We start from the raw sequence: 26,227 nt of genomic DNA on the forward strand, positions 1-26,227 counted from the left end.
GACTGCGTCATAGACGTCCAACATCGTGTGTGCCTCCTGGTGGCGGAAGATCGTCGCGTTCGCGACTATCTTATTCAATACCATCTGAGGTCAAACTATTCCCGGGCTTCGGCGGTGCCGCCTTACACCTCGGGCTGAGGACTGAACCGGATGAGCAGATTCCTGAGCTGCTGGACCTCGCCCGGCTCCAGCGTCGACACCAGGCGCTCGGCCAGCGGTTGTGCCGCCACGTGCGCGGCATCGAACAACTCGAGGCCCCTCGGGGTGATCTCGACGGCTCGTACGCGGCGGTCTCCGGGAACCGGCTTGCGGACTGCCAGGCCTTTGCTCTCCAGATCGTCGACGACGCGCATGATCGCGGCCTTGTCCGAACCCGTCGCCTCCACCAGCGCCCGTTGTTCGGTCGGTCCATGATTGACCAGTTCGAGCAACACCGCGAAATGCCGCAACTCGATGCCCAACGGGCGAAGGGCCTCCGACATCACCGCCGCGGCATGCCAATGCGCGCGCCGGAGCAGCAATCCGAGGGCGAACGGCGAGGTGTCGCCGGGGCGGTCGGTTGCGCGGGAGGCCATGACGCGAACGTTAGACGGCAACAATGCCGAAGGGCCAGTTATCGCAGGGGGTTTCGGTATCCGCGTGCAACAACCGGCCCTTGAACGCCCGGCTGCGTCAGTGCAGTGGGCGCAGGACGATCGGCATGCCGTCGATCGGTACGGGCATGCCGCCGTAGTCGTAGCGCGGCTTGTAGCCCGGGTGTGCGAGCTCCAACCGGTACCGGCGCAGCAGCCGGTGCATGACGGTCTTGATCTCGAGCTGGCCGAACACCATGCCGATGCACTTGTGGGCGCCGCCGCCGAACGGTGCGAACGCGTAGCGGTGCTTTTTGTGTTCGTTGCGGGGCTCGGCGAAGCGCTCGGGGTCGAATCGTTCGGGATCGGTCCACAGCTCCGGCAGCCGGTGGTTGATCGAGGGCCAGGTGACCACGCTCGTGCCGGCCGGGATGAAGTAGCCGAGGAGATCGGTATCGCGCACGGCCTGACGGAAGTTGAACGGCAGCGGCGTCATCATCCGCAGTGCCTCGTTGACCACGAGGTCGTACATCTCCAGCTTGTCGAGGGCCTCGATGTCCAGCGGACCGTCGCCGATGCGCTCGGATTCCTCGCGCAGCCGGTCCTGCCACTCGGGGTTTGCGGCCAGGTGGTAGGCCATGGTCGTCATGGTCGACGTGGAGGTGTCGTGCGCGGCCATCATGAGGAAGATCATGTGGCTGACGATCTGATCGTCGGTGAAGCTCTGGCCGTCCTCGTCCGCCGCATGACAGAGCACGCTGAACATGTCGGTGCTCTCCGAGCGCCGCTTCTCGGTGATGCGGCTGGAGAAGTAATCCTCGAGGGTCTTGCGGGCCTTGATTCCGCGCCACCAGGTCAGTGGCGGTACCGGTTTGCGCACTATCGCGTTGCCGGCGCGCGTGGTGGTGGTGAACGCGTGATTGACCGTTGTGACGAGCGCCCGGTCGGTGCCCGCGGGAACGCCCATGAACACCTCGGACGCGATGTCGAGCGTGAGTTCCTTGATCGCGGGGTGGAACAGGAACCGCGGGTCGTTGGCCACCCAGTCGTCGGCCAGGACGGCCGAGGCCACCGAGTCGATGTGGGAGACGTAGCCGGTGAGCCGGGTGCGAGTGAACGCCTCTTGCATGATCCGGCGATGGAACATGTGCTCGTCGAAGTCGAGCAGCATCAGCCCGCCTTCGAAGAACGGTCCGATGACCGGATCCCAGGCGCGCTGTGAGAAGTCCTTGTTGCGGTTGGAGAACACGGCCTGCGTGGCGTCGGGGCCCAGCGCCATGACCGATGACAGCGCGGGGGACTGTGCGTAATAGATCGGCCCGTACTTGCGGTACAGCTCCAGGATGAAGTCGGGGCCGCCGCGGAAGATCTCGATCATGTGGCCGATGATCGGCAAACCGGCGTCGCCGACGATCGGTTTGAGGCCACTGCCGGCCGGTGGCTCGGCGAACACGAACTGGTCCCACTCCTTGGCCTTGAGCCGCTTCTCGACCGCCGCCATGCCGGGCATGGTGTTCGGTGTCGGGGTGAACCGGCGCTTCGCCTGGTCGAGAAGGTAGTGCGGGGTGCTGATCGTGGCCATATACCGCTCCTGACGTTGCTGACGCTGCAAGTCTGTGGTGGAAGTCACCTGTGACCCCCATCCTGAATGCCACACTTGACGCATGTCAAGTTTTGTTCTGGCGTGCCGCGGTGCAAAGGTTTAATGCCATGACCGCCGAATCTCTACCCGAGGGCAGCAACGGCCCCGTCGGCGTACCCGCGTCCTCGCAGGCCCGCCGCAGCCGGGGTGACCGGCAACGCGACGCGATCGTGAAGGCCGTGCGGGAACTGCTGGAGAAGGAGTCGTTCGCCGACCTGTCGGTCAGCACGATCAGCGAGCGCGCCGGCGTGGCGCGGTCGGGGTTCTATTTCTACTTCGACTCGAAGTACGCGGTGCTCGCCGTGATCCTTGCTGATGCGATGGAAGAACTTGCCGCACTGACCCACGACTACGCGCCGCGCGAACCGGGGGAGACACCCGCGGCATTCGCGAAACGCATGGTCGGCAGCGCGGCCGCGGTGTTCGCGACCAACGATCCGATCATGTCGGCCTGCACCGTCGCGCAAAACACCGACGCCCAGATCCGGGAGTTGATGAACGACTTCGAAGATGTCGTCATCGGCAAGATCGTCGGCCTCATCGAACAGGACGAGGGTGCTCGTCCCATCTCCGACGACCTGCCCGCGCTTGTGCGCACCCTGACCGCGACCACCGCGATGACCCTTTCGCACGACTCGGCCTTCGTCGGCCGGGGCACCGATCCGGCACGTGCGCTCGACATCGTGGAGCGGTTGTGGCTCAACGCGCTGTGGGGTGGCCTGCCCGACTAGCGCCGCGGGTAAGGTCACCGCTATGGCGCAGGGCAGCGACGTGCGGGGGTACTTTCGCGGGAAACGGTGCTTCGTCACCGGTGCGGCGAGTGGAATAGGGCGCGCGACCGCACTCGCGCTGGCCGCCCAGGGCGCTGAGCTCTACCTGACCGATCGTGACGACGAGGGGCTCGCCCAGACGGTCGCCGATGCCCGCGCGCTGGGCGCGCAGGTACCCGAGCACCGGGTACTCGACATCTCCGACTACGACGAGGTGGCGGCGTTCGCCAAAGACATCCACGCCGCGCATGCGTCCATGGACGTGGTGATGAACATCGCCGGGGTATCGGCATGGGGCACGGTCGACCGGCTCAGCCACGAGCAGTGGCGTTCGATGATCGACATCAACCTGATGGGCCCGATCCACGTGATCGAGACGTTCCTGCCGCCGATGGTCGAGGCTCGCCGGGGCGGGCACCTCGTCAACGTGTCCTCGGCGGCCGGGCTCGTCGCGCTGCCGTGGCACAGTGCCTACAGCGCCAGCAAATACGGGCTGCGCGGGCTGAGTGAAGTGCTGCGCTTCGATCTGGCGCGCCATCGCATCGGGGTGTCGGTGGTGGTGCCGGGTGCCGTGAAAACCGGTCTGGTGCAGACGGTTCAGATCGCCGGGGTCGACCGGGAAGACCCGAACGTCCAGAAGTGGGTGGACCGGTTCGCCGGTCACGCCATCTCACCGGAGAAGGCCGCCGCCAAGATCCTGGCGGGCGTGCGCCGCAACCGGTTCTTGATCTACACCTCTACCGACATCCGGGCGCTGTACACGTTCAAGCGGGTCGCGTGGTGGCCCTACAGCGTCGCCATGCGCCAGGTGAATGTCTTGTTCAGCCGCGCGCTGCGGCCAAAACCCGTACAGCGCTAGCGTTTACCCCAATGCCACGCGGGTGTGGTCAACATACCCAACCCGCTGACCCTGGTCTCGCCCCACTGCTTGTAGAGCTCGATCTCCACCGCTGCGCCGCGGTCCTCGTCGGCCACCGGTGTGGTGCCGAGGAATTCCAACAGCGCGCGTGAGTGGGTGACCACAACGACCTGTGTCTGGCTTGCGGCGGTGCTGATCAGCGAGGCGAGCGGCCGGACGAGATCGGGGTGCAGCGACGTCTCGGGTTCGTTGAGCACCATGAGCGAAGGCGGGCGGCGGCTCAAGAGAGCCGCCGCCCATAGCATGAAACGCAGTGTGCCGTCGGATAATTCGGCTGCGCGCAGCGGCCGCAACATCCCACGCTGTCGTAGCTGCAGGTCGAAAAACCCGTCGTTTACCGCGACCGAGATCTCCGCGCCGTCGAATGCCTCGGCCACCGCTCGCTCCAGATCGCCGAGTTCCGCTTCGATGATGGTCTGCACGGCGGCTGCCAGATCCGAACCGTCGTCGGCGAGGACCGGTGTGCGGGTGCCCACGTGCGGCCTGCGCGCGGGTGCGCCCGCGTCGACCCGAAAGCCGTCGTAGAACCGCCAGTCGCGCAACCGGTCGGAGACCGCCGACAGCTCCGGGAGGGCATGCGGGTGCGCGTACTCGGCGAGCACGCTGTGATAGGCCGGCAAGGACCGGCTCAACTCGTCGAACCCGCGTCCCGACTGCGCGGCCGCCTCGGCGAACTCCCGTGTGCGGCGCACCAACGTCGAGCTCGGCCGCAGCACCGGCCCGGCGAACACGACCTCGCGCTTGATCTCGGGATCGAGCGCGAATGCCGACGGCTTGCCACCCGAACCAGCCATCTGCGGCAGACCCAAATCCACGAGATAGCCGAAATCATCGGCAGCAAAGCCCAATTCGAGTGACACCGGCCGCGTCCGGGTGGTGCCCTGCGCTTCCTCGGCGGCTTGCTCGGGGCCGGCCCACAACACCGACTGCAGCCCGCCCTCGCGGGCGAGCGAGCCGATCACCTGCCCGCGACCACAGTCCGCCAGCAGCCGCAGCGCACGGTAGATCGAGGACTTCCCGGTGCCGTTCGCGCCGGTGATCACCGTGAGATCGGTCAGCGGCAGGATGACCTCACGCAGTGAGCGATAGCCCCGAATGGCGATGGTCTGCAGCATGAGTCGAGGTTATTGGCCGTCACCGACAACTGGTTCGGTGGCCTGCTCCATGGCGAGTTCCAGGCGGACTCCCAGCAGCCGGATCGGCCGGTCGAGCTCGAACTGGTCCAGCACCGCCAGTGCGGTATCGGTGATCACGGTGCGATCCGTGGTCGGCGTCGGCAGCTTGCGGATCTTGGTCCGGGTGTAGAACGTCTTGGTTCGAACGGTTACCGCCACCCGGGTGACGATGCGGTTCTGATCGACCACCTCGGCCAGAGTCCGGTGTGCGAGTTCCGCCACGGCCGCGTCGATCTCGCTGCGGTCGGTCAGATCCTGGGCGAATGTGACGACATGGCTGCGTGAGCGCGGCACCCACGGCTCGGAGCTGACTGCGGTATCGCCGCCGCCCTTGGCCAACAACAGAATCCACAGCCCCGTGCTGGGACCGAAAGCCGACGTGAGCACCGAAGCGTCGGTTGCGGCGAGGTCGGCGACCCTGCTGATGCCCATGGCGGCGAGCTTTTTCGTGGTCTTGGGCCCGACACCCCACAGCGCGTCGGGCGGACGGTCACCCATGACGGCCATCCAGTTGGCCTCGGTGAGCACATAGACGCCCGCCGGTTTGGCCAGCCCGGTCGCCACTTTGGCGCGTTGTTTGTTGTCGCTGATACCGACCGAACAGGACAGTCCCGTCTCAGCGGCGATCACCGTGCGTATGCGCTCGGCGAGCTCGACCGGATCCTCGACATCTGCCCCTAGGTAGGCCTCGTCCCAGCCCCATACCTCCAGCGGATGGCCGAGGTCGCGCAGCAGGCCCATGACCTGTTCGGATGCCTCGTCGTAGGCGGCCGGATCCGAGGGGAGGAACGTGGCATCCGGGCACCGCCGTGCCGCGGTACGCAGGGGCATGCCGGCATGGACGCCGAATTCCCTGGCCTGATACGACGCACAGGTCACCACCTTCCGCGGCTCGGTGGGGTCGCCGCTGCCCCCGACGATGACCGGAAGGCCTTCGAGTTCGGGGTGGCGGCGTAACTCCACCGATGCCAGGAACTGGTCCAGGTCGACGTGAAGCACCCAACTGGTCATCGCGCTAATGGCCGCACAACTTGCGAGCGGTGTCCTCCCACGCCGCCGCCAGGTCATCGAGGCTTCTGCCGCGGTCGGCCACCTGGTGTGCCACGTAATCGGCGTCCAGCAGGGCGATTAAGGCATCGGTCTGTGCATCCAGATCGCCGGTGGTTCCTGCGGTTTCCAGCAGCATCCGTACGTGCGACCGGTGCAACATGAACGGGCCGGAGAACCGCATCTGCGGATCCCGCACCGCGTCGGACAGCAGCGCCTGGTGACACTGTACGAATCTCAGCCGCTCGCGACCGTAGGCCACCAACCGTTCCAGTGGCGGCGCGCCGGGGCCCAGCGGCGGGGGACCGAACATGAACGCTTCCTGCTGGGCCGTCTCGTCCTCGTCCAGCAGCACCATCATCAACCCGGCTCGACTGCCGAAGCGGCGGAACAACGTGCCCTTCCCGACACCTGCGGCCGCCGCGATATCGTCGGTGCTCACGGCGTCGGGTCCACGTTCGGCGATGAGCCTGCGGGCCGCGTCAAGAAGTAGCGCCCGGTTGCGGGCGGCGTCGCCGCGTTCGTGTGGCACCGCGTCGGTGACCGCGAGCCGGGTCGGGCGGTCGGAGGCTGCCACCCTTGCACTTTAACTCAGCTGGAATTAATCGGACCACGGTCCGGTTACCGGGTGGGACGATCGGAAAGACCGGTTCAGACGAAAGGGAACGCGAACATGGCCGATATCAAGGTGCTCGTACTGGTGGGAAGCCTGCGTGCGGCGTCGATCAACCGACAGCTCGCGGGACTCGCCGTTGAGACGGCGCCCGACGGCGTGGATCTGCGGGTTTTCGATCGGCTCGCCGAGTTGCCGTTCTACAACGAGGACATCGACACCCAGGACGTGGCCGAGCCCGTCGCGGCACTGCGCGAAGCGGCTGCCGGCGCCGACGCCGCACTCGTCGTCACCCCCGAGTACAACGGCACCATCCCCGCCGTGCTGAAGAACGCGATCGACTGGCTGTCGCGGCCGTACGGCAGCGGCGCACTCAAGGACAAGCCCGTGGCCGTGATCGGCGCCGCCCTCGGTCAGTACGGCGGGGTGTGGGCACATGACGAGACGCGCAAGTCGTTGAGCATCGCGGGTCCGCGCGTGGTCGAGGACCTCAAACTGTCCATCCCGGCCAAGGTGTTCGACGGCAAGCATCCGCGGGAGAACGCCGAGGTCGTCGCGAATCTGCGCGATGTCGTCGGCAAGCTCGCCGCCGAGGTCGGCTGAGCTCGCCGCTGCTGTCGGCTGAGCCGACGATCAGACCGTGCGTAGGCTGCCGCCGTCGATGACGTATTCGGCGCCGGTGATGTAGGCAGCCCGATCTGAGACCAGGAATCCGACGAGCTCGGCGACGTCGCGCGGGCGCCCCGGTGCGCCCATCGGGATGCCGCCGATCGATTCCATGATCGCGCGGCGGGCGGCAGGCAGGTCGACCCCGTTCATCTCCGCCAGGGCGGTTGCCATGGCGTGCGCCGACTCGGTCTCGACGTAACCGGGCGATACCGCGATGACGCGAATCCCACTCGGCGCCAACTCGTTCGACAGCGCCTTGCTGTAATTGGCCAGCGCGGCCTTGGCCGCCGCGTACGGCACGGTCGTGGGCAATGGAGAGAGGCGCTGGATCGACGTCACATGCACGATCACGCCGCTGCCCCGGTCGACCATGCGGGGGACCAGTAGCCGATCGAGCCGGACGGCGCCGAAGAAATTCTGGTTGAACGTCGAGAACCAGTCGTCGTCGGTGAGGGTCGCGGTCGGACCGTCGTGCTGAGCCGATCCGCCGGCGTTGTGTATGACGATGTCCGCCCCGCCCCACCGCTCGATGACTTCGGTGGCGACGGCCTGCGCTCCTTCCGGTGTCGCGATATCGGCCACCACGAGTCCGTCGGCAGTGTGGTCGTCGGACGCCGTCCGCGCCACTGCGACGACAGTCGCTCCGGCCTCGCGGAGGCGATCGGCGATGGCCCGGCCGATGCCGCGGGTGCCGCCGGTCACCACCGCCCGCTTGCCGTGCAGATCTTCTGGGGCGGGCATGTGCGTGGTCATTTCGGTTCCTCCTCGGCCCTATAGCGCTGCTATAGAAGTACTATAGCGACGTGAAGGACAACGCGCCCGACCGACTGTTGCGGGCAGCCGCCGAACTGCTCGACGCCGCTCCCGGTGAACCGGTGTCCACTCGGGCCGTGTGCGAACGGGCCGGTGTGGCGGCGCCAACGCTGTATCACCATTTCGGCAGCAAGCAGGGTCTCCTGGACGCAGTCGTCGAGTTCGGGCTCGGTCAGTACGCCACCCAAGGTGACGCCGACGACGATCCGGTCGCCGATCTGCGCCGTGGCTGGGACGAGCATGTCCGGTACGGGCTGGACCATCCCGCGTTCTATGTCCTGCTGTACGGCGGGATCGCTCCAGGGCGGCCGTGCAAGGTCACGGCCGTCGCGCAGGCTCAATTGATCAGGCTGCTGGAGCGGGCCGAACGCCGCGGCCTGTTGCGGGTTCCGGTCGATGAGGCCGCGCAACAGATCGTCGCGGCCAATGTCGGCGTGACGTTGCAGTTGATCGCCGAGCCCGCGGGTGCCGTTGATCTGGGCCTGTCGGTCGCGTTGCGAGAGAACGTCCTCGCCGGCGTGCTCATGACCTCCGCGCCGGAAACCGGGCCCGTGTCGGAGGTCGCGCAGGCCGCCGCCGCGCTCGTTGACGCCCTCGCCGCGACGGGCGGCGGCGGGCCGTCGTTGAGCGATGGCGAACGAGTGCTGCTCGACGAGTGGTTGTCAAGGCTGTCGCGGACTTGACAACCCTCACGGACGCTTTGCTGCACGCCCGTTTCGGCCCGATGGTTGTCGGTGCCTGGTGGTAGACACCTCTATATAGGGCGACACGGTCTCGGGGTGGGTTCGCGACACGCCGGGGGTGAGGCGCCCGGCAAGCTTACGACCTGGGAATTTCAAAAATGTTATTCAGAACATGTTGTATGGCTTCGGATGGCGGGCCACTAGGTGTAGTGTCTGTGAGACCGACAGGCCACCACAGTTCGGGAGCCCGCCGGAGCGCAGCGAATCCGGCGGAGTCGGTTTCAGAACCGGCTGGAGAGCGGCCTCGGGCAGCAGGAATTTTGGCGGTCCGACGGTCGCTGATATATAGCGAGATGCAGTACCCGACCAGTTGCCAGTCACTGTCTAGATTTCTTCACTTACCGCAAGAGGAGCCGTACCGAAGATGACCGTCACCGTGTACACCAAGCCCGCATGCGTGCAGTGCAACGCCACCTACAAGGCGCTGGACAAGCAGGGCATCGCCTACGAGAAGGTCGACATCACCCTCGACAGCGAGGCCCGCGACTACGTCATGGCGCTGGGCTACCTGCAGGCGCCTGTCGTGGTGGCCGGCAACGAGCACTGGTCGGGTTTCCGCCCGGACCGCATCAAGGCGCTCAGCTCCGCAGCGGTGAGCGCATAGACGTAAGGCAACAACGACCGGGGGAGAGGATGGGGACAAGATGGCCAATCTCGTCTACTTCTCCAGCGTCTCGGAAAACACCCACCGTTTCGTCGAGAAGCTGGGCATCCCCGCCGTTCGGATCCCGCTGCACGGCCGCATCGAGGTGGACGAACCCTACGTTCTGATCCTGCCCACCTATGGCGGCGGCCGTGCCACCCCGAACATCAATGACGGTGGCTACGTTCCCAAACAGGTCATCGCGTTCCTCAACAACGAACACAATCGGTCGTTGATCCGCGGCGTCATCGCCGCGGGCAACAACAACTTCGGTGCGGAGTTCGCCTACGCGGGCAATGTGGTCTCGCGCAAGTGCGGCGTCCCGTATCTCTATCGCTTCGAACTCATGGGAACCCCGGACGACGTGCAAGCCGTCCGCGCGGGCTTGGAAGACTTTTGGAAGGACCAGACGTGCCACCAACCGTCACAGCTGCAGAGCCTGTAAGCGACAGCGACAGCACGCACGCGCTCCCCGGGGAGACGGACTACCACGCCCTGAACGCGATGCTGAATCTGTACGACAAAGACGGGAAGATTCAGTTCGACAAAGACAAGCAGGCCGCGCGCGAGTACTTCCTGCAGCACGTCAACCAGAACACGGTCTTCTTCCACAGTCAGGACGAGAAGCTCGACTACCTGATCGAGAAGAACTACTACGAGCGCGAGGTGCTCGACCAGTACAGCCGCAACTTCGTCAAGGGGCTGCTGGATCGCGCCTACGCCAAGAAGTTCCGGTTCCCGACCTTCCTCGGCGCCTTCAAGTACTACACGAGCTACACGCTCAAGACGTTCGACGGCAAGCGTTATCTGGAGCGGTTCGAGGACCGCGTCGTCATGGTCGCGCTGACCCTCGCTGCCGGTGACACCGAACTGGCCGAGAAGCTGGTGGACGAGATCATCGACGGCCGGTTCCAGCCGGCGACGCCGACGTTCCTCAACTCGGGCAAGAAGCAGCGCGGCGAGCCGGTGTCGTGCTTCCTGCTGCGCATCGAGGACAACATGGAGTCCATCGGCCGCTCGATCAACTCTGCGCTGCAGCTGTCCAAGCGCGGCGGCGGCGTTGCCTTGCTGCTCACCAATATTCGTGAGCACGGCGCGCCGATCAAGAACATCGAGAACCAGTCTTCGGGCGTCATCCCGATCATGAAGCTGCTGGAGGACTCGTTCTCCTACGCCAACCAGCTCGGAGCCCGTCAGGGTGCCGGCGCGGTGTACCTGCACGCACACCATCCCGACATCTACCGGTTCCTCGACACCAAGCGCGAGAACGCCGACGAGAAGATCCGGATCAAGACGCTGTCGCTCGGCGTGGTGATCCCGGACATCACGTTCGAGCTGGCCAAGAAGAACGAGGACATGTACCTGTTCTCGCCGTACGACGTCGAGCGCGTCTACGGCGTGCCATTCGCCGACATCTCCGTCACCGAGAAGTACTACGAGATGGTCGACAACGCGCAGATCCGCAAGACCAAGATCAAGGCGCGCGAGTTCTTCCAGACGCTGGCCGAGTTGCAGTTCGAGTCGGGCTACCCCTACATCATGTTCGAGGACACGGTGAACCGGGCCAATCCGATCGACGGCAAGATCACGCACAGCAACCTGTGCTCGGAAATTCTTCAGGTGTCGACTCCGTCGGTGTTCAACGACGATCTGTCCTATGCCAAAGTAGGCAAGGACATCTCGTGCAACCTCGGCTCGCTCAACATCGCCAAGACCATGGATTCGCCGGACTTCGCGCAGACCATCGAGGTGGCGATCCGGGCATTGACCGCGGTGAGCGATCAGACGCACATCTGGTCGGTGCCGTCGATCGAGCAGGGCAACAACAGTTCGCACGCGATCGGGCTCGGCCAGATGAACCTGCACGGGTACCTCGCTCGTGAACGGATCTTCTACGGATCCGAAGAGGGCATCGACTTCACCAACATCTACTTCTACACCGTGCTGTTCCATGCCCTGCGGGCATCGAATCTCATTGCCATCGAACGTGATACGCGCTTCGGCGGATTCGAGAAGTCCAAGTACGCCTCAGGTGAGTTCTTCGACAAGTACACCGAGCAGGTGTGGGAGCCGAAGACCGACAAGGTGCGACAGCTGTTCGCCGACGCCGGCATTCACATTCCGACACAGGACGATTGGAAGCAGCTCAAGGAGTCGGTGCAGAAGCACGGCATCTACAACCAGAATCTGCAGGCGGTCCCGCCGACCGGGTCGATCTCCTACATCAACCACTCGACGTCGTCGATCCACCCGGTCGCATCGAAGATCGAGATCCGCAAGGAAGGCAAGATCGGTCGCGTCTACTATCCGGCGCCGTACCTGACGAACGACAACCTGGAGTACTACCAGGACGCGTACGAGATTGGGTACGAGAAGATCATCGACACCTATGCCGCGGCCACCCAGCACGTCGACCAGGGGCTCAGCCTGACGCTGTTCTTCAAAGACACCGCCAACACCCGCGACGTCAACAAGGCGCAGATTTACGCCTGGCGCAAGGGAATCAAGACGCTGTACTACATCCGGTTGCGCCAGATGGCGTTGCAAGGCACTGAGGTTGAAAATTGCGTCAGCTGCATGTTGTGACGAGTGGCGCGAGCAGCGAGAACTGAATTGCCGAAACGCCGACTACGAGGTCGGCGTCCCTGGGAGGTGGCTTTCTCAGGCTGATGATGGCAGCCGCAGTGTTCATGACCGTTGGTCCCTTGAGTTTTCTTGTGGGCTTCGCAGTATCAGAAGTTATTGGGTACCTGTCAACGATCATCGCTAAGGAGGTCACGCGTATGAGCAGGAAAATAGTGAAATGCGCCAAAGGGCGCACGGTCAAAACCGGCAAAAACCACCTCCCGCTCTCCAGGGTTACCCTGCTGACGAGCCTGTGAAAGTCAGGCGAAAGAGCGACCACTCCATGTCCGGCGGCCAGTTATTGCACGTACATCGCGAAAATGCGAACGATAACTGGCCATTCGGCGATCCAGTGTGCCGAACTGCTCAGTTTTCTCCTTGAACAGCCGATCGGGCCGCGGTCAGGCTTCAAGGAGTGTCATCTCGACGATGTTCCCGTCGGGGTCCTTAGCGGTCAGCACCATCCCGCGCCGGTTGATCACCGGGTAGCGCGTCGCGCCGACCCACTCTGCCGTGGTTCCCGGATCTGGCAGGGCGAACCCGAGACGCGTGCGGGTCGTCGGGCCATCGCCAGCCGGTAGCAGTCTCAGGATCACGTCGCCAGCAAGCACGGTGGCGTAGTGGACGGGCCTATCGCCATACTGTTCCCTGGTCAGTGTCAGCCCCAAGTCGGTGTAGAAGCGGCGTGACCGTTCGAGGTCGGCGACGTACAGTTCGAAAAGCGTAAGGGGCAGCATGCGCCGAGTCTGTTGTGCGGGCATTGCGCGGCTCAGCTCTCGCGAGCCTGCTCCGCACGCAAAGCCTTCAGACGGCGCTCTTCGCTCAGGACGTTCTGGTAGCTCTCCCGTTCGGCGACCAGCCAGTCCGGCTTCTCCTCGAGCAGCTGATTGATCTCCTCGGTGGTGAGTGCCTCGGTGACGCCGCCCCGTGCGAGACCTGCGATCGAGACACCAAGCTTGGCTGCGACCAGGTTCTTCGGATGCGGCCCGTTCTTGCGGAGGTCCTTGAGCCACTGCGGTGGATCGGCTTGCAGCGCGGCGAGTTCGGCGCGCGTGATCGCATTCTCCTGGAACTCCGCGGGCGTCGCCGGCAAGTACACGTCCAGCTTCTTCGCCGCCGTGGCGGGTTTCATGGACTGCGCATTCGGCCTGCTCATGCTGCTCCCTCGCAAGCGTCGCTCATGACCCCAGCCTATCGGTAGCCTGAGGCGGTGACCCAGTCCTCGCTCACCCTCGGCTACGTCCCAGGCGGGACGCCCGCGAAGTGGGCTCGGATCTGGATGGAGCGTCACCCCGGGGTGCCGCTGCAGTTGAACGCCGTGGATGCGGCTGATGCGGCCGACGCGGTGCGGGCCGGCACGGTCGACGTCGCTTTGTTGCGGCTGCCCGCGGACACGTCGGGACTCGCCGTCATCCCTCTCTACGAGGAGACAACGGTGGCTGTGGTGCCGACCGATCACGTCCTCACCGCCGACGACGAGATAACCGCCGCGGACCTCGACGGTGAGCCGTTGCTGCTACCCCTCGACAATGTCGTCAGCTGGGCCGCTCCCGGTACCCCGCTTGATCACCGACCCGAGACCACCAAAGACGCAATCGAACTCGTCGCGGCCGGAATGGGCGCGCTCGTCGTTCCGCAATCGCTGGCGCGGCTGTATCACCGCAAAGACCTCACATACCGCCCGATCACCGACGCGCCTACGTGCCCCGTGGCGCTCGCGTTCCCGGAAGGGCCTCAGTCACCATTGGTCGAGGAGTTCATCGGTGTTGTGCGCGGCCGCAAACCCAGTTCGTCGCGGGGGCAGACCGAGCCGGCGCCGAAACGCACCGCGCGGGAGAAGACGCTGGCGAAGCAGGCCGCCCGCGCCGCCGCGGGCAAGGTGGCCCGCAAACCGGGCCGGGCCCAGCGCGGTCGACGCTGACCTAGCCAGATGGCTTCCGAGGGAAGCGAAGTGGCGGGTTTGCACAGGTCATAACCGCTTGCATTGTCAATTTCCGTGAAACGTTTCAAAACGGCCGGGCTTTCGCTAAGGTCCGTCGAGGATTCGCTTCATGTGTCCCCGACCACATTCGTGGCGGGAGTGACGCTCGCGGTGGCAGCACGGGCGTCGTCAGGCAAGGAAAGGCCAAGGATGACAGTGTCCACCGCAAGGACCACGGCGCCCTTCTTCAGCCGCGAGCGCATCATCGCGCCGCCCGGCTGGAGTCGATGGCTGGTGCCGCCCGCGGCCTTGTCGATCCATCTCTCCGTTGGCGCGGCTTACTCGTGGAGCGTCTTCAAGAAGCCGCTCGAGGGAGCACTCGGTATCTCCGGCACGCTCAGCGCGCTGCCGTTCACCATCGGCATCGTCATGCTCGGGCTGTCGGCGGCGGTATTCGGCACCTGGGTCGACCGCAACGGGCCGCGGATGGCCATGTTCGCGGCGATGTGCTGCTTCTGCGGTGGATGGCTCGTCGGCGCCGCCGGACTGGCCATGGGTCAGTACTGGCTCGTGTTGCTGGGTTACGGGGTGCTCGGCGGAATCGGTTGGGGCATCGGCTACATCTCACCGGTTTCCACGCTGATCAAGTGGTTCCCCGACAAGCCGGGAATGGCGACAGGGTTGGCGATCATGGGCTTCGGCGGTGGTGCGCTCATCGCGTCGCCGTGGTCGACGGCGATGCTGGGTGCGTTCGGCACCGACACCGCCGGGATCGCGAAAACTTTCCTCGTACACGGATTGGTGTACGCGGTCTTCATGTCGTTGGGCTGGCTTCTCGTGCGGGTGCCGCGGCCGGATTGGCGGCCGACAGGCTGGACGCCACCTCCGGTGCAGGCGGGGTCGATCGTGACCGGCGGCCAGGTGTCTGCCGGGAACGCGGTCAAGACGCCGCAGTTCTGGCTGCTGTGGGTTGTCTTGTGCTTCAACGTTACTGCGGGCATCGGCATCCTGGAGAAGGCCTCGCCGATCTATCAGGACTACTTCCCGGTGGCGGGCGCGGCAGCCGGTGCGTTGGCCGCCGCCGCGGCGGGATATGTGGCGATGCTGTCGCTGGGCAACATGCTCGGCCGCATCGGCTGGTCGAGCCTTTCCGACGTGATCGGCCGCAAGAACGCCTACCGGCTCTACCTGGGCGCGGGCGCGCTGCTCTACCTGACGATCACGCTGATGGAGAACTCCAACAAGCTGGTGTTCCTGATCGCGACCATCTTGATCCTGTCGTTCTACGGTGCCGGATTCGCCACCGTCCCCGCGTATCTGCGCGATCTGTTCGGGACCTTCCAGGTGGGCGCCATCCACGGCCGCCTGCTCACGGCGTGGTCGGCGGCGGGCATCCTGGGACCGATCATCGTCAACTCGGTCGCCGACGGCCAGGCCGCGGCGGGTAAAGACGGCCCGGCGCTCTACACCGTGTCGTTCTCGATCATGATCGGCCTGTTGGTGGTCGCACTCGTGTGCAATGAGCTGATCCGCCCGGTGCCATCGAAATGGCATGAACCCAAGGTCAATTCGGTTAAGTCTGTCGCGAAAGAGGTGGCCCGGTGAGCGAGCCTGCTGTCGAGTATCACGAATACGCGCCAACGGTGCCGAAGGCCTACATCGCGCTCGCGTGGTTGTGGGTCGTGGTGCCGTTCGGCTACGGCGTTTACCAACTGCTACTCAAGGTGGGCCAGCTGTTCGGTTGACTCGGAGGTTTGCCGACGAAAATGAGTGGAGACCCACGCCTGGAGTTGTCACGCTCGAGTGCATGATCGCCCACCTGCATTCGTCGCCGAGCGACTTCGAGGCGGTAACGGGTGCGCTGTACGGCGCGGACCCGGTGTTGTTCACCTCTGAGCTGACGACGCTGCGCACCGCGCCGTGGCCGGCCGATCAAATCCTGCTTTCGGTGTCGAACGGTGACGCCGTGGCCGGTGCGGCCGTGCAGATGCGCGGGTCGGTGCTGTTGGTCAGCGGTCTGCCTCCCGAAACTGCGGGGTCGGCGGCCGACACGCTCGCGTCAGTGAACGCTGAGCTGTTGGGTGTGCGCGGAACACCTACGAATGCAACGGCTTTCACCCGAGCGTGGCACGAGACCACCGGCGCTCCCGCGCGCCAGACGTCGGAGGACGTGCTGTACCGCCTGGGTCTGCTCACGCCGCCCACCGGGGTCGCCGGCGAATGGCGGCTCGCCGAAGACCGTGACGCCGAGCTCTTCGAGCGTTGGCTCGACGCGTTCTATGTCGATGCGTTCGGCGCCGAGCCGAATGTCGAGGCGAACCGCGGCATGTTGGAGTCGGTTTGGGCTGCCGGCGGCCATGTCATGTTGTGGATCGCCGAAGGTGTACCGGTGAGCATGGCGCGCCTACATCCCGCTGTGCTCGGCACGTCGCGTATCGGCCCGGTCTACACACCCCGCGAGCACCGGGGCCACGGCTATGCCGCCGCGGTGACTTCCGCAGCGGCGCGATTCGCGCGTGACCGCGGCGTGAGCGATGTCGTGTTGTTCGCCGATGCCGCGAATGCCGTATCCAACCGCGTCTACGAGCGCATCGGCTTTGTGCCCGTTGCCGAGAACGTCCGGTATGCGCTCAGCCCCGATCGCCGCCGCTGACTTCCAGGACAGTGCCGGTGATGTAGCTGGCGTCGTCGGACGCCATGAAGAGGATCGGCGCGACTTGCTCTTCGATGCTGCTGTATCGCTTGAGGAAGGTGCTCTCGGTGCTCTGCACGACTGTTTCCTCATGCCAGCGGATTTCGTCGTCGGTGAGCGGATCGGGATTGCGGGGGATGCCGCCCGCCGGTGCGGCGGTTCCGCCAGGGGCGGTGGCGACGACGCGAATACCCTTGCTCGCCGCTTCGAAAGCGAGCGACGCGGTGAGTGCGTTGACACCGCCCTTGGCGGCCGCATACGGCACCCGGTTGATGCTGCGGGTGGCGTTCGACGACACGTTGACGATGACTCCGCGTCCGTGTTCGATCATGGACGGCAGGGCGGCGCGCGAACACCACAGCGTCGGAAGCAGGGAGCGATGCAGTTCGGCGAGAATCTGGTGCTCGTCGTAGAACTCGTACGGTTTGCGCCAGATCGTCCCGCCGACATTGTTGATCAGGATGTCGATTCGTCCGAACTCCCTGATGGCGAACCGCATCAGATCGCATGCGCCGCTGTAGGTTTCGAGGTCGCAGACGAAAGCCCGAGCTTCGGCGCCCGATGAGAGCTCGTCGCTGACACCGTGGACGCGGTCGGATCGGTCGGCCAGGACCACGGCTCCGCCCTCCGCGGCGATACCGCACGCGACGCCCCTGCCGATACCCTGCGCCGCCCCCGTGACGACGGCAACCTTGCCCTTGAAGCGCATCACCGGCTCTCCACCGTGACCGCGGACTCATTGGTCGCGTCGGCCCCGGACAAGCCGCGGTGCTGCGGGCGCAGCATCAACGTCGCGAGCGCGGCGATGGCCAGCGGGACGGCGATCAATCCGAAGTAACCGCCCACCCCGAAGCTGCCGAGCAGCCAGCCGCCGAGCGCTGAACCGATGATCGAGCCGGTGCGGCCAATGCCGATGGAGAAGCCGGTTGCGGTGCCGCGCAGCTGAGTCGGGTATGTCTCGGCGATCAGGTAGTTCAGCACCAGCTGTTGACCGCCGATGCCGAGCCCGGCCACCGCGATCAATGCGAACGTCAACGTCCAGTTCGAGCCACTGACCGCGAGGCCGAGCGCCACGACGATCCCCAGGCCGAACATGCCCAGCAGCAGTCGGCGGATCGGCACGCGAGACAGCAATGCGGTCACCAGGAACGAGAAGACGATGAACGCGCCGTTGACGACGATGGTGCCCGATGCGGCCTGCTCTTTCGACAGCCCGGCCTGGTGCAGGGCGGTCGGAGTCCACTGCAGCAACAGGAACCACGCGATCCAGTTCGCGAGGTAGATCGCGCAGATCGTGATGGTCGAGGTGCGGTAGTCCGAGGCGAACAGGGCCCGGACCGAGCCGGCATTCTGCTCACGCTGTTCGGCGGCGAGGGTCGCTTCGTCGGGGATGGGTGCTCCGGTGATTCGGCGCAGTAGATCGCGGGCTTTGGCCTGGCTCGCAGCGTCGTCGCGGGTCGCCAGATAACTCGGGGACTCGGGCAGGAAGACGACGACGATCGCCAGCAAAAGCAATGGCAGCACGCCGCCGAGGAGGAAGATGCCGCGCCAGCCGAGCGCCGGAAGCCAGGCCGCCGCGACCACGCCGCCGAGCATGGCGCCGCCGGGCAGGCCCAACAAGACCAGCGTCATCGACAGTTTCCGGGACCGCTCGGGGCTGTATTCCGCCGCGAGAGCCAGCAGTGACGGCGTCGCACCACCCATGCCCAGGCCGATGAGGAACCGCAGCAGCACGATCTGCCACGGGGCCTGCGCGAACGCGCCGAGCAGCGAGAAGAAGCCGAAGATGCAGAGCGCCAACAGGATTGCCCGCTTGCGGCCGATGCGGTCACCGATCGATCCGAGCGTAATGGCGCCCAGCGCCATGCCGACCGTGCTCGCGGTGATCACCGCGGTCATCTCGGCGGTCGCCATGGAGAATTCCTCGGCGATCGACGATCCGATGAACGCGATCGACTGGGTGTCGAAGCCGTCGAGGAGGGCGATGGCGAAACACAAGCCGACGACACCCCAGCGCTTGAGATTCATGGGGGTGTCATCGATAACCGATTGCACGCGAATCGGTGACGACGGCATGGCGTGGCCTTTCTGAGAACAAGAGCCTGTGAACAAGGCCTCAAGTAGGGCACAGAGTGACGCGCCGTCTCTATAGTGAGCGCCAGAAGTCTCGCGATACGGGACTAATAAGCGCCATCATCCGATTTAGACACTATTTTGTTCCTCATGCCGGGACAAAAAGTGAGGAGCTGAGCATCGACGTCGAACCCATCGGCGAGCATCTGTCCTCGCTGGACTCCGGCCTGCGGGTGATGACGATGTTCGTCAACTCGGACAGCATCAACGTCACGTCGGTTTCCCGCGAATTGTCGTGCTCGCGTTCCAGCGCCTACCGGATCCTCAACACGCTGCGCAACAGGGGCATCGTGATCCTGGGGCCGACCGGCCGCGGGTATTTTCCCGGACCGGTGTTGCTCGACCTGGCCCGCCCGCGAGGACTCGACCTCGACGACCGAACCCGCCTGCTGCCGGTGCTGCGTCGCGCCGTCGACCTCACCGGCGAAACCGTCCACGTCGCGACCCTGGTGGGAACCCAGGTGCTGTTCTTCGACGGGATAGAGCCCGACCGACCTGTGCGCGCAACGCTGCAGCAGGGGTATTTGCGCCCGGCCCATGCCATTTCGGCGGGCAAGCTGCTGCTGTCGCAACTCACCGATGACCAGGTCCGCGCCCTGTATCCGGCCCAGCAGCTCACCAAGGTCACCCCCTGGACCATCGACACGGTGACCGGACTTCTCGACGAACTTGCCACCATTCGCCGAAGCGGGCACGCCTTCAGCAGGCAGGAGGCCGCGGTCGGGTTGTGCGGCACGGCGGTTGCGCTGCCGGGCCGATCGTGGCGCGAGCGAGTCGCCCTGTGCGCCACCGTCCCTCACGACCGTGGCGACGACGCCGCCCTCCTGGCGACTCACGCGGGCCTGCTCGAGGCGGCCGCGGCGTTGCCATAGACGACGAATGGCCAGTTCTGACACGCAGATGACGAAAACGCGTGTCAGAACTGGCCATTCGGCACAGCCGGCTATTTGATGATGTGCTGCGGGCCCTGGGCTTTCTTGTACAGCGCCTTGAGCATCCGGTCGCGGAACGCGGCGTTGTCGATCAGCTTGACGCCGGCGTTGGCCAGCTTCGGGTAGCCGATCAGCTTGTGCATGTAGCGGCCACGCCGGTACTCCCGACCCCACGCGGCTTCCATGCGCTGCGCGTAGTTCGTGAAGTCGTCGGGTCCGCCGTTCTGCAGCGCGGCGATCGCACACTCGCCGGCGGCCAGCCCGGACTCGAGCGCCTTGGAGATACCCGCGCCCGACGCCGGCTTACCCGCACCCAGCGAGTCGCCGGTGAACAGCACGCCCGGACGCCATGGCGGCCATGCCGTAAAGCCCATCGGCAATCGCCAGGCCCGCACGCTCTTGTTCTTCTTGAGCTCTTCGATCGGCGGCAGTTCCCATTCGGTCGGCAGGGTCCGCAGGAACTCGCCGAGGAACTGGGTCGCGTTGATGGACTGCCAGTTCTTGTAGGAGTTCACATAGCCGAGGCCGATGTTGAAGATTCCGTTGCCCATCGGGAATACCCAGCCGTAACCCGGCAGCTGGTCGCCCTGGAACATCAGCTTGAGATAGATGTCGAGGCTGTCCGAGTCGGCGCGGTTGGCGTGCATCTCGGACCGGATCGCGATCGCCGAGTAGCCGTTGTACTCCGAGTCGATCTTGAGTGCGCGCTTGATGGGGGAGTAGGCGCCGTCGGCCGCGATGACGGCGTCGCCGAACACCTTCTCGCCGCTCTTGAGCACCACGCCGACCACACGGCCGTTGGCGTCGAACTCGGGCCCAGCCACTTCAGCGCCCTGCCGCACCTCGGCGCCCGCCGATTCGGCGTGCTTGAGCAACACGGTGTCAAGATGTGTCCGGCTGACGGTATGGCCGTGATCGGGCATCCCGGGGCGCCGCGGGAACGACAGCTCCCACGCGCTCGGGCTGAACACGGTCACCCGGTTGACCCGGTGATAGGCGGCGACCTCGTCGGCCAGTCCCATCTTCTGCAGATAGCTCACCGCGCGTGCGGTCAGTCCGTCGCCGCACGGCTTGTCGCGGGGGAACTCCGCTTTGTCCAGGACGACCACCTTGGCGCCGGTCTGAGCGGCCTGCCATGCGGCGGCCGACCCCGATGGGCCACCTCCGGCGATGACCAGGTCGTATCGCTGCGTCATGAGCCTCGTCTCGTTCGTTGAGTGTCGCAGAGATAGTACCCAAGGTAGATGTACCCAGCTTGCCGGGAGAAACTCGCGGGTCAGCGGCCTCGTCACGCGTGTTACTGCGCGGTCTGAGCAGGTCAGCGCTGTAAGGCGAGTACAGTGATCGCGTGCGACGAGGGTCGAGATCACATTCCAGCAGCGAGGCGGGCGTCAAGGTCGATGCCCGTAGCGAGCGCTGGCGTGAACACCGCAAGAAGGTGCGGTCCGAGATCGTCGACGCCGCATTTCGCGCGATCGACCGGCTCGGGCCCGAGCTGAGCCTGCGGGAAATCGCCGAAGAAGCCGGGACTGCGAAACCGAAGATCTACCGCCACTTCGCCGACAAATCCGACCTGTTCCAGGCGATCGGGGAGCGGCTGCGCGACATGCTGTGGTCGGCGATCTTCCCGTCGATCAACCTCGCCGCCGACCCGGCCCGCGAGGTCATCCGGCGCAGTGTCGAGCAGTACGTGCAACTCGTCGACCAGCACCCCAACGTGCTGCGGTTCCTGATCCAGGGCCGCTTCGCCGAGCAGAGCGAATCGACCATGCGCGCACTCAACGAGGGGCGCGGCATCACCCTGGCGATGGCCGACATGTTCTCCAACGAGCTGCGGGAGATGGAACTCGACGGGGCGGCGATCGAGCTGGCCGCGTTCGCGACGTTCGGAGCGGCCGCGTCGGCCACCGACTGGTGGCTGGGCACCAAGGAGGACAGCCCGCGGCGGATGCCGATCGACGAGTTCGTCGCGCACCTGACCACCATCATGGTCGGCTCGATCAACGGCACCTGCGAGTTGCTCGGCATCTGGATCGACCCCGATCTTCCGCTCCACGAAGGTGTGCAGCGCCGCGAACACGTGAGCTGATCGACTACCTCACCGCGCGTTGACAGCCGAGCGCTGGGGCCGGAAACTGGCAAATAGCCGGTACCGGCGTTCCCAGGAAAGGATCTGACTATGACGGCTGCCGAACAGGCCGCTGCCAGCCAGCAACCCATGCGGACTCGCGCGCTGATCATCGGCACGGGCTTCTCGGGGCTGGGCATGGCCATCGAGCTGCAACAGCGCGGCGTCGACTTCCTGATTCTGGAGAAGGCCGACGAGATCGGCGGCACCTGGCGGGACAACACCTATCCGGGCTGCGCGTGTGACATCCCGTCGCACATGTACTCGTTCTCGTTCGAGCCGAAGGCCGACTGGAGCCACATGTGGTCGTTCCAGCCCGAGATCCAGGATTACCTGCTCGGCGTGACGGCCAAGTACGGGCTGCGGCGCTACATCACGTTCGGCGCGCACGTCGACCGCGCACACTGGGACGACGACGAGTTGCGCTGGCACGTTTTGACCAAGGACGGGCGCGAGTACGTCGCCCAGTTCCTGGTCTCAGGGGCCGGTGGCCTGCACATCCCTCAGATTCCCGACGTCGAGGGTCGCGACGAATTTGCCGGTGCCGCATTCCATTCCGCGCAGTGGGATCACAGTGTCGACATCCGTGGCAAGCGGGTGGCGGTCATCGGCACCGGGGCCAGTGCCATCCAGATCGTGCCGGAGATCGTCAAAGACGTCGCCGAGTTGCATCTGTACCAGCGGACCCCGGCCTGGGTCATGCCACGGGTCAACAACAAGTTCCCGCTGTGGATGCGCCGCGTGTTCAGCTACGTGCCCGGCACGCGCGCACTGCTGCGCGCGGGGATCTACTGGATCCACGAGGGCGTCGGCTTCGCCATGACCAAGCAGCCGCGGCTGCTCAAGATCGGCGAGATGATGGGCCGCTACAACATCAACCGCAGCATCAAAGACGCGGAGCTGCGCCGGAAGCTCACCCCGAACTACCGGGCGGGCTGCAAGCGAATCCTCAACTCCGACACCTACTATCGCGGCATCGCCAACCCGAAGACCCAGGTGATCACCGAACGCATCGCCCGGATGACCCCGGCTGGCATCGTCACCGCCGACGGCGTCGAGCACCCGGTCGACGTCGTGGTCTGGGCCACCGGATTCCACGTCACCGACTCCTACACCTACGTCGACATCAAGGGGGCGGGCGGCGAGGATCTCGTCGACCGCTGGAACCGGGAGGGCATCCAGGCGCACCGCGGCATCGCCGTGGCCGGCATGCCCAACCTGTTCTTCCTGCTCGGGCCGAACACCGCACTCGGACACAACTCGGTGGTCTTCATGATCGAGTCGCAGATCCGCTACGTCGGGCAGGCCATCGCGGCCGTGGACAAGGCCGGCGCCGCCGCGCTGGCGCCGAGCCGGCGTGCCCAGGACGCGTTCAACGCCGAGCTGCAGCACGATCTGACCGGCACGGTGTGGAACACCGGAGGTTGCCGGAGCTGGTACCTGGACGACCACGGCGTCAACCGCACGCTGTGGAGCGGCATGACCTGGCAGTACTGGTTGGCAACGCGCTCCCTCGACCCATCGGAGTTCGATTTCTACGACACGGAGCGCGACACGAAAACACAAGGTGTTGCGGTCACCGCCGGTGGCTGACCCCAGGGGTAGTGTCGGTGGTGCCGTCCGGCAAACACAACGACCTGGTGGAATGGGGTTCTGGTGAGCGAAGGCATGAAGCTGATCGACCGCGTCTCAGCGATCAACTGGAACCGGCTCCAGGACGAGAAAGACGCCGAGGTCTGGGATCGGCTGACCGGTAACTTCTGGTTGCCGGAGAAGGTCCCGGTGTCCAACGACATCCCGTCGTGGGGGACGCTGACGGCACACGAGAAGCAGCTGACGATGCGGGTGTTCACGGGCCTCACGCTGCTCGACACGATCCAGGGCACCGTCGGCGCCGTGAGTCTCATCCCGGATGCGCTGACGCCGCACGAGGAAGCGGTCTACACCAACATCGCGTTCATGGAGTCCGTGCACGCCCGCAGCTACAGCAACATCTTCTCGACGCTGTGCTCAACCGCCGAGATCGATGACGCGTTCCGCTGGTCGGAGGAGAACCCGAACCTGCAGCGCAAGGCCGAGATCGTCATGCAGTACTACAAGGGCGACGAGCCGCTCAAGCGCAAGGTGGCCTCCACGCTGCTGGAGAGCTTCCTGTTCTACTCGGGCTTCTACCTGCCGATGTACTGGTCGAGCCGGGCCAAGCTGACCAACACCGCCGACATGATCCGGCTGATCATCCGCGACGAGGCCGTGCACGGCTACTACATCGGCTACAAGTTCCAGCGCGGCTTGGCGCTGGTCGACGAAGCCAAGCGCCAGGAACTCAAGGACTACACGTACGAGCTGCTGTTCGAGCTCTACGACAACGAGGTCGAGTACACCCAGGATCTCTACGACGGGGTCGGTTTGACCGAGGACGTCAAGAAGTTCCTGCGCTACAACGCCAACAAGGCGCTCATGAACCTCGGTTATGAAGCGCTCTTCCCGCGCGACGAGACCGACGTGAACCCGGCGATCCTGTCGGCGCTGAGCCCCAACGCCGACGAGAATCACGACTTCTTCTCGGGGTCCGGTTCGAGCTACGTCATCGGCAAGGCCGTCAACACCGAAGACGAGGACTGGGACTTCTAGTTCCGGTACGAGCAGACACAGAATCGCACTCCGCGTTGCGGATTCGTGCGATTCTGCATCTGCTCGGCGGTGCTCAGCGGCCCCGCGCCGGCTGGGCGGCCGTCGAAGCCGATGACGACGGCACCGTGGACGGCCGGTCGATGATCGTCGAATTGCGGCCTCCCACACGGTAACTCGCCCCGCGATGCTCGTCGGCGAGCCGGTCGCCGTTGCCGAGCAGCTTGTTGCGCAGGCTGCCCGGTGCATAGCTGGACTGGTAGGCGCCCCGCGCGGTCAGCACGGGGACGACGTGGGCGATGAAGTCGGCGAATGAGCCGGGCGTGATGGCGTAGGCGAGATTGAAGCCGTCGACGTCGGTTTCGTCGACCCACTCCTGCAGTGTGTCGGCCACCCGGACGCCGGAGCCGACGATGCGCGGACCCATGCCACCGATCTCGCCCCATTCGGCGATGTCGCGCACGTTCCACTCGCCACCCTTGTCCGAGGCCGATTGAAAAGCCTTGACTGCGGAGAGAATTGCGTTCGAGTCGACGTTGCCGATCGGTTCATCGAGGCCGTAGCGAGCGAGGTTCACGCCCATCCAACCGGACATGAAGACCAGCGCGCCCTCCGGATCCCCGTAGGACAGGTACTCGGCGTGTTTGGCGTGGGCTTCCTCGTCGGTCTCACCGGTGATGACGGTGGTCAGGTTGAAGATCTTCGCCGAGTAGGGATCGCGGCCGGCCAGTTCAAGCTCGGAGCGGATCGTCGAAACCGTCTCGCGCAGAATGGCTTTGGTCGGGGCGGCGGTGAAGATCGCCTCGGCGTTCTCGGCGGCGAACCGGACTCCGCGTGGCGACGAGCCGGCCTGGTAGATCACCGGGGTGCGCTGCGGTGACGGTTCGGCGAGATGAACGCCGGGAACGCTGAAATGCTCACCGGCATGGCCGATGTGATGCACCTTGGCCGGGTCGGTGAACACACCGCGCTCGGCGTCGCGCACAACGGCGTCGTCCTCCCACGAGCCTTCCCACAGCTTGTAGAGCACTTCCAGGTACTCGTCGGCGTGGTCGTAGCGCGCGTCGTGCGCGGGCTGGTCGGTCTGGCCCATGTTGCGTGCGGCCGCAGGCAGATACCCGGTGACGATGTTCCAGCCGATGCGGCCGTTGGTGAGGTGGTCGAGCGTCGACATGCGCCGCGCGAACGGGTAGGGGTGTTCGAAACCGGTGCCGGTGGTGATGCCGAAGCCGAGATTCTCGGTCACCAGCGCCATGGCCGACACCAGCAGCATGGGATCGCCCACCGGGATCTGTGCCGCCTGGCGGATGGCGGCCTCGTCACTGGCGCCGTAGACGTCGTAGGTGCCGAGCACGTCGGCGATGAACAACCCGTCAAATCGACCGCGCTCCAACAACTTCGCGAGCTCGGTCCAGTAGGTGACGTCCTTGTAGCGCCAGGATTGATCGTCGGGATGGCGCCACAGCCCGGGGGATTGGTGGGCGACGCAGTTCATGTCGAAGGCGTTGAAGCGGATCACGCGGGTCACCGCGCCGAGGATGCCGGGTGACCGCGGTGGTTTC

Annotated in this window: 27 protein-coding genes and 1 other RNA gene; 16 read left to right on the forward strand and 12 right to left on the reverse strand. The window is 65.3% G+C overall.

What is annotated here, in order from left to right; genetic code table 11:
* Nucleotides 1-122: 122 nt before the first annotated feature.
* Complete coding sequence (locus ACRCUN_RS28220) at nucleotides 123-575, reverse strand: MarR family winged helix-turn-helix transcriptional regulator (protein ID WP_462144930.1); 453 nt, start codon at nucleotides 573-575, stop codon at nucleotides 123-125.
* A 97-nt stretch (nucleotides 576-672) separates the two neighbouring features.
* Nucleotides 673-2,154: a cytochrome P450 gene (locus ACRCUN_RS28225; RefSeq protein ID WP_462145051.1), complete on the reverse strand. Its 1,482-nt coding sequence runs from the start codon at nucleotides 2,152-2,154 to the stop codon at nucleotides 673-675.
* A 128-nt stretch (nucleotides 2,155-2,282) separates the two neighbouring features.
* On the opposite strand from ACRCUN_RS28225, the gene ACRCUN_RS28230 reads away from it, so the two are divergent.
* Both ACRCUN_RS28230 and ACRCUN_RS28235 read left to right on the forward strand, forming a co-directional pair.
* Nucleotides 2,283-2,945 carry a TetR/AcrR family transcriptional regulator gene (locus ACRCUN_RS28230; protein WP_462144931.1) on the forward strand — a complete coding sequence of 221 codons (663 nt, stop codon included), beginning with the start codon at nucleotides 2,283-2,285 and terminating at the stop codon, nucleotides 2,943-2,945.
* A 22-nt stretch (nucleotides 2,946-2,967) separates the two neighbouring features.
* The gene (locus tag ACRCUN_RS28235) at nucleotides 2,968-3,843 is read left to right on the forward strand and encodes an SDR family oxidoreductase (protein WP_462144932.1); all 876 of its coding nucleotides are present in this window, start codon (nucleotides 2,968-2,970) and stop codon (nucleotides 3,841-3,843) included.
* Here the strand turns inward: ACRCUN_RS28235 and ACRCUN_RS28240 are convergent.
* Genes ACRCUN_RS28240 through ACRCUN_RS28250 form a run of 3 tightly spaced genes read right to left on the reverse strand, consistent with a single transcriptional unit; the run spans nucleotide 3,840 to nucleotide 6,702 of the window.
* Nucleotides 3,840-5,018: an AAA family ATPase gene (locus ACRCUN_RS28240; protein WP_462144933.1), complete on the reverse strand. Its 1,179-nt coding sequence runs from the start codon at nucleotides 5,016-5,018 to the stop codon at nucleotides 3,840-3,842. The two genes, ACRCUN_RS28235 and ACRCUN_RS28240, sit on opposite strands and share 4 nt — an antisense overlap.
* 9 nt (nucleotides 5,019-5,027) lie before the next feature.
* Nucleotides 5,028-6,089 carry a DNA polymerase IV gene (locus ACRCUN_RS28245; RefSeq protein ID WP_462144934.1) on the reverse strand — a complete coding sequence of 354 codons (1,062 nt, stop codon included), beginning with the start codon at nucleotides 6,087-6,089 and terminating at the stop codon, nucleotides 5,028-5,030.
* Nucleotides 6,090-6,093: 4 nt separating this feature from the next.
* The gene (locus ACRCUN_RS28250) at nucleotides 6,094-6,702 is read right to left on the reverse strand and encodes a TetR/AcrR family transcriptional regulator (RefSeq protein WP_462144935.1); all 609 of its coding nucleotides are present in this window, start codon (nucleotides 6,700-6,702) and stop codon (nucleotides 6,094-6,096) included.
* Between the two features lie 96 nt (nucleotides 6,703-6,798).
* Here ACRCUN_RS28250 and ACRCUN_RS28255 point away from each other — a divergent pair, with 96 nt between their 5' ends.
* Entirely contained in the window at nucleotides 6,799-7,341 is a 543-nt protein-coding gene (locus ACRCUN_RS28255; protein WP_462144936.1) for an NADPH-dependent FMN reductase, read from the forward strand.
* A 30-nt stretch (nucleotides 7,342-7,371) separates the two neighbouring features.
* Here ACRCUN_RS28255 and ACRCUN_RS28260 read toward each other — a convergent pair whose 3' ends face one another.
* A complete protein-coding gene (locus ACRCUN_RS28260; protein ID WP_462144937.1) occupies nucleotides 7,372-8,160 on the reverse strand; it encodes an SDR family oxidoreductase in 789 nt (262 codons plus the stop codon).
* A gap of 50 nt (nucleotides 8,161-8,210) precedes the next feature.
* On the opposite strand from ACRCUN_RS28260, the gene ACRCUN_RS28265 reads away from it, so the two are divergent.
* The 5 genes from ACRCUN_RS28265 to ACRCUN_RS28285 all read left to right on the forward strand — a co-directional run bounded on the left by ACRCUN_RS28265 (nucleotide 8,211) and on the right by ACRCUN_RS28285 (nucleotide 12,291).
* Nucleotides 8,211-8,903 (forward strand): TetR/AcrR family transcriptional regulator, encoded by a 693-nt coding sequence (locus ACRCUN_RS28265; protein WP_462144938.1) that lies wholly within the window; start codon nucleotides 8,211-8,213, stop codon nucleotides 8,901-8,903.
* A 424-nt stretch (nucleotides 8,904-9,327) separates the two neighbouring features.
* On the forward strand, nucleotides 9,328-9,567 hold the full coding sequence (locus tag ACRCUN_RS28270; protein WP_067857222.1) for a redoxin NrdH: 240 nt from the start codon (nucleotides 9,328-9,330) through the stop codon (nucleotides 9,565-9,567).
* A gap of 40 nt (nucleotides 9,568-9,607) precedes the next feature.
* Nucleotides 9,608-10,051, forward strand: a complete 444-nt coding sequence (gene nrdI / locus ACRCUN_RS28275; protein ID WP_462144939.1) for a class Ib ribonucleoside-diphosphate reductase assembly flavoprotein NrdI — start codon at nucleotides 9,608-9,610, stop codon at nucleotides 10,049-10,051.
* Nucleotides 10,018-12,192, forward strand: a complete 2,175-nt coding sequence (gene nrdE / locus ACRCUN_RS28280) for a class 1b ribonucleoside-diphosphate reductase subunit alpha (RefSeq protein ID WP_462144940.1) — start codon at nucleotides 10,018-10,020, stop codon at nucleotides 12,190-12,192. The genes nrdI and nrdE overlap by 34 nt, the downstream gene beginning before the upstream one ends.
* 28 nt (nucleotides 12,193-12,220) lie before the next feature.
* Nucleotides 12,221-12,291: hammerhead ribozyme type II (locus tag ACRCUN_RS28285), an RNA gene on the forward strand.
* Between the two features lie 341 nt (nucleotides 12,292-12,632).
* Here the strand turns inward: ACRCUN_RS28285 and ACRCUN_RS28290 are convergent.
* Together ACRCUN_RS28290 and ACRCUN_RS28295 are read right to left on the reverse strand one after the other, a co-directional pair.
* A complete protein-coding gene (locus ACRCUN_RS28290; RefSeq protein WP_462144941.1) occupies nucleotides 12,633-12,968 on the reverse strand; it encodes a VOC family protein in 336 nt (111 codons plus the stop codon).
* A gap of 32 nt (nucleotides 12,969-13,000) precedes the next feature.
* A complete protein-coding gene (locus ACRCUN_RS28295; protein WP_462144942.1) occupies nucleotides 13,001-13,387 on the reverse strand; it encodes a DUF5997 family protein in 387 nt (128 codons plus the stop codon).
* A gap of 54 nt (nucleotides 13,388-13,441) precedes the next feature.
* Between ACRCUN_RS28295 and ACRCUN_RS28300 the strand changes: the two genes are divergently transcribed.
* The 4 genes from ACRCUN_RS28300 (at nucleotide 13,442) to ACRCUN_RS28315 (ending at nucleotide 16,805) form a co-directional block, all read left to right on the forward strand.
* On the forward strand, nucleotides 13,442-14,152 hold the full coding sequence (locus ACRCUN_RS28300; RefSeq protein ID WP_462144943.1) for a LysR family substrate-binding domain-containing protein: 711 nt from the start codon (nucleotides 13,442-13,444) through the stop codon (nucleotides 14,150-14,152).
* Nucleotides 14,153-14,368: 216 nt separating this feature from the next.
* Entirely contained in the window at nucleotides 14,369-15,757 is a 1,389-nt protein-coding gene (locus ACRCUN_RS28305; RefSeq protein ID WP_462144944.1) for an OFA family MFS transporter, read from the forward strand.
* Nucleotides 15,754-15,897: an MFS transporter small subunit gene (locus ACRCUN_RS28310; protein WP_462144945.1), complete on the forward strand. Its 144-nt coding sequence runs from the start codon at nucleotides 15,754-15,756 to the stop codon at nucleotides 15,895-15,897. The genes ACRCUN_RS28305 and ACRCUN_RS28310 overlap by 4 nt, the downstream gene beginning before the upstream one ends.
* Nucleotides 15,898-15,959: 62 nt before the next feature.
* Complete coding sequence (locus tag ACRCUN_RS28315; RefSeq protein WP_462144946.1) at nucleotides 15,960-16,805, forward strand: GNAT family N-acetyltransferase; 846 nt, start codon at nucleotides 15,960-15,962, stop codon at nucleotides 16,803-16,805.
* Here ACRCUN_RS28315 and ACRCUN_RS28320 read toward each other — a convergent pair.
* Entirely contained in the window at nucleotides 16,783-17,553 is a 771-nt protein-coding gene (locus ACRCUN_RS28320) for a 1,6-dihydroxycyclohexa-2,4-diene-1-carboxylate dehydrogenase (protein WP_462145052.1), read from the reverse strand. The two genes, ACRCUN_RS28315 and ACRCUN_RS28320, sit on opposite strands and share 23 nt — an antisense overlap.
* Nucleotides 17,553-18,872, reverse strand: a complete 1,320-nt coding sequence (locus tag ACRCUN_RS28325; protein WP_462144947.1) for an MFS transporter — start codon at nucleotides 18,870-18,872, stop codon at nucleotides 17,553-17,555. The genes ACRCUN_RS28320 and ACRCUN_RS28325 overlap by 1 nt, the downstream gene beginning before the upstream one ends.
* 104 nt (nucleotides 18,873-18,976) lie before the next feature.
* Between ACRCUN_RS28325 and ACRCUN_RS28330 the strand changes: the two genes are divergently transcribed.
* Nucleotides 18,977-19,849, forward strand: a complete 873-nt coding sequence (locus ACRCUN_RS28330) for an IclR family transcriptional regulator (protein WP_462144948.1) — start codon at nucleotides 18,977-18,979, stop codon at nucleotides 19,847-19,849.
* Between the two features lie 71 nt (nucleotides 19,850-19,920).
* On the opposite strand, the gene ACRCUN_RS28335 is transcribed toward ACRCUN_RS28330, so the two are convergent.
* The gene (locus ACRCUN_RS28335; protein ID WP_462144949.1) at nucleotides 19,921-21,105 is read right to left on the reverse strand and encodes an NAD(P)/FAD-dependent oxidoreductase; all 1,185 of its coding nucleotides are present in this window, start codon (nucleotides 21,103-21,105) and stop codon (nucleotides 19,921-19,923) included.
* Between the two features lie 152 nt (nucleotides 21,106-21,257).
* Here ACRCUN_RS28335 and ACRCUN_RS28340 point away from each other — a divergent pair, with 152 nt between their 5' ends.
* The 3 genes from ACRCUN_RS28340 (at nucleotide 21,258) to nrdF (ending at nucleotide 24,668) form a co-directional block, all read left to right on the forward strand.
* On the forward strand, nucleotides 21,258-21,998 hold the full coding sequence (locus tag ACRCUN_RS28340; RefSeq protein WP_462144950.1) for a TetR/AcrR family transcriptional regulator: 741 nt from the start codon (nucleotides 21,258-21,260) through the stop codon (nucleotides 21,996-21,998).
* A 90-nt stretch (nucleotides 21,999-22,088) separates the two neighbouring features.
* Nucleotides 22,089-23,630, forward strand: coding sequence for a flavin-containing monooxygenase (locus ACRCUN_RS28345; RefSeq protein ID WP_462144951.1), 1,542 nt, complete (start codon nucleotides 22,089-22,091; stop codon nucleotides 23,628-23,630).
* A gap of 75 nt (nucleotides 23,631-23,705) precedes the next feature.
* Nucleotides 23,706-24,668, forward strand: a complete 963-nt coding sequence (gene nrdF / locus ACRCUN_RS28350; RefSeq protein WP_462145053.1) for a class 1b ribonucleoside-diphosphate reductase subunit beta — start codon at nucleotides 23,706-23,708, stop codon at nucleotides 24,666-24,668.
* A gap of 73 nt (nucleotides 24,669-24,741) precedes the next feature.
* Here the strand turns inward: nrdF and ACRCUN_RS28355 are convergent, their stop codons facing one another.
* Nucleotides 24,742-26,193: an LLM class flavin-dependent oxidoreductase gene (locus tag ACRCUN_RS28355; RefSeq protein ID WP_462144952.1), complete on the reverse strand. Its 1,452-nt coding sequence runs from the start codon at nucleotides 26,191-26,193 to the stop codon at nucleotides 24,742-24,744.
* Between the last annotated feature and the right edge of the window lie 34 nt (nucleotides 26,194-26,227).

The organism is Mycobacterium venezuelense (assembly GCF_054919535.1).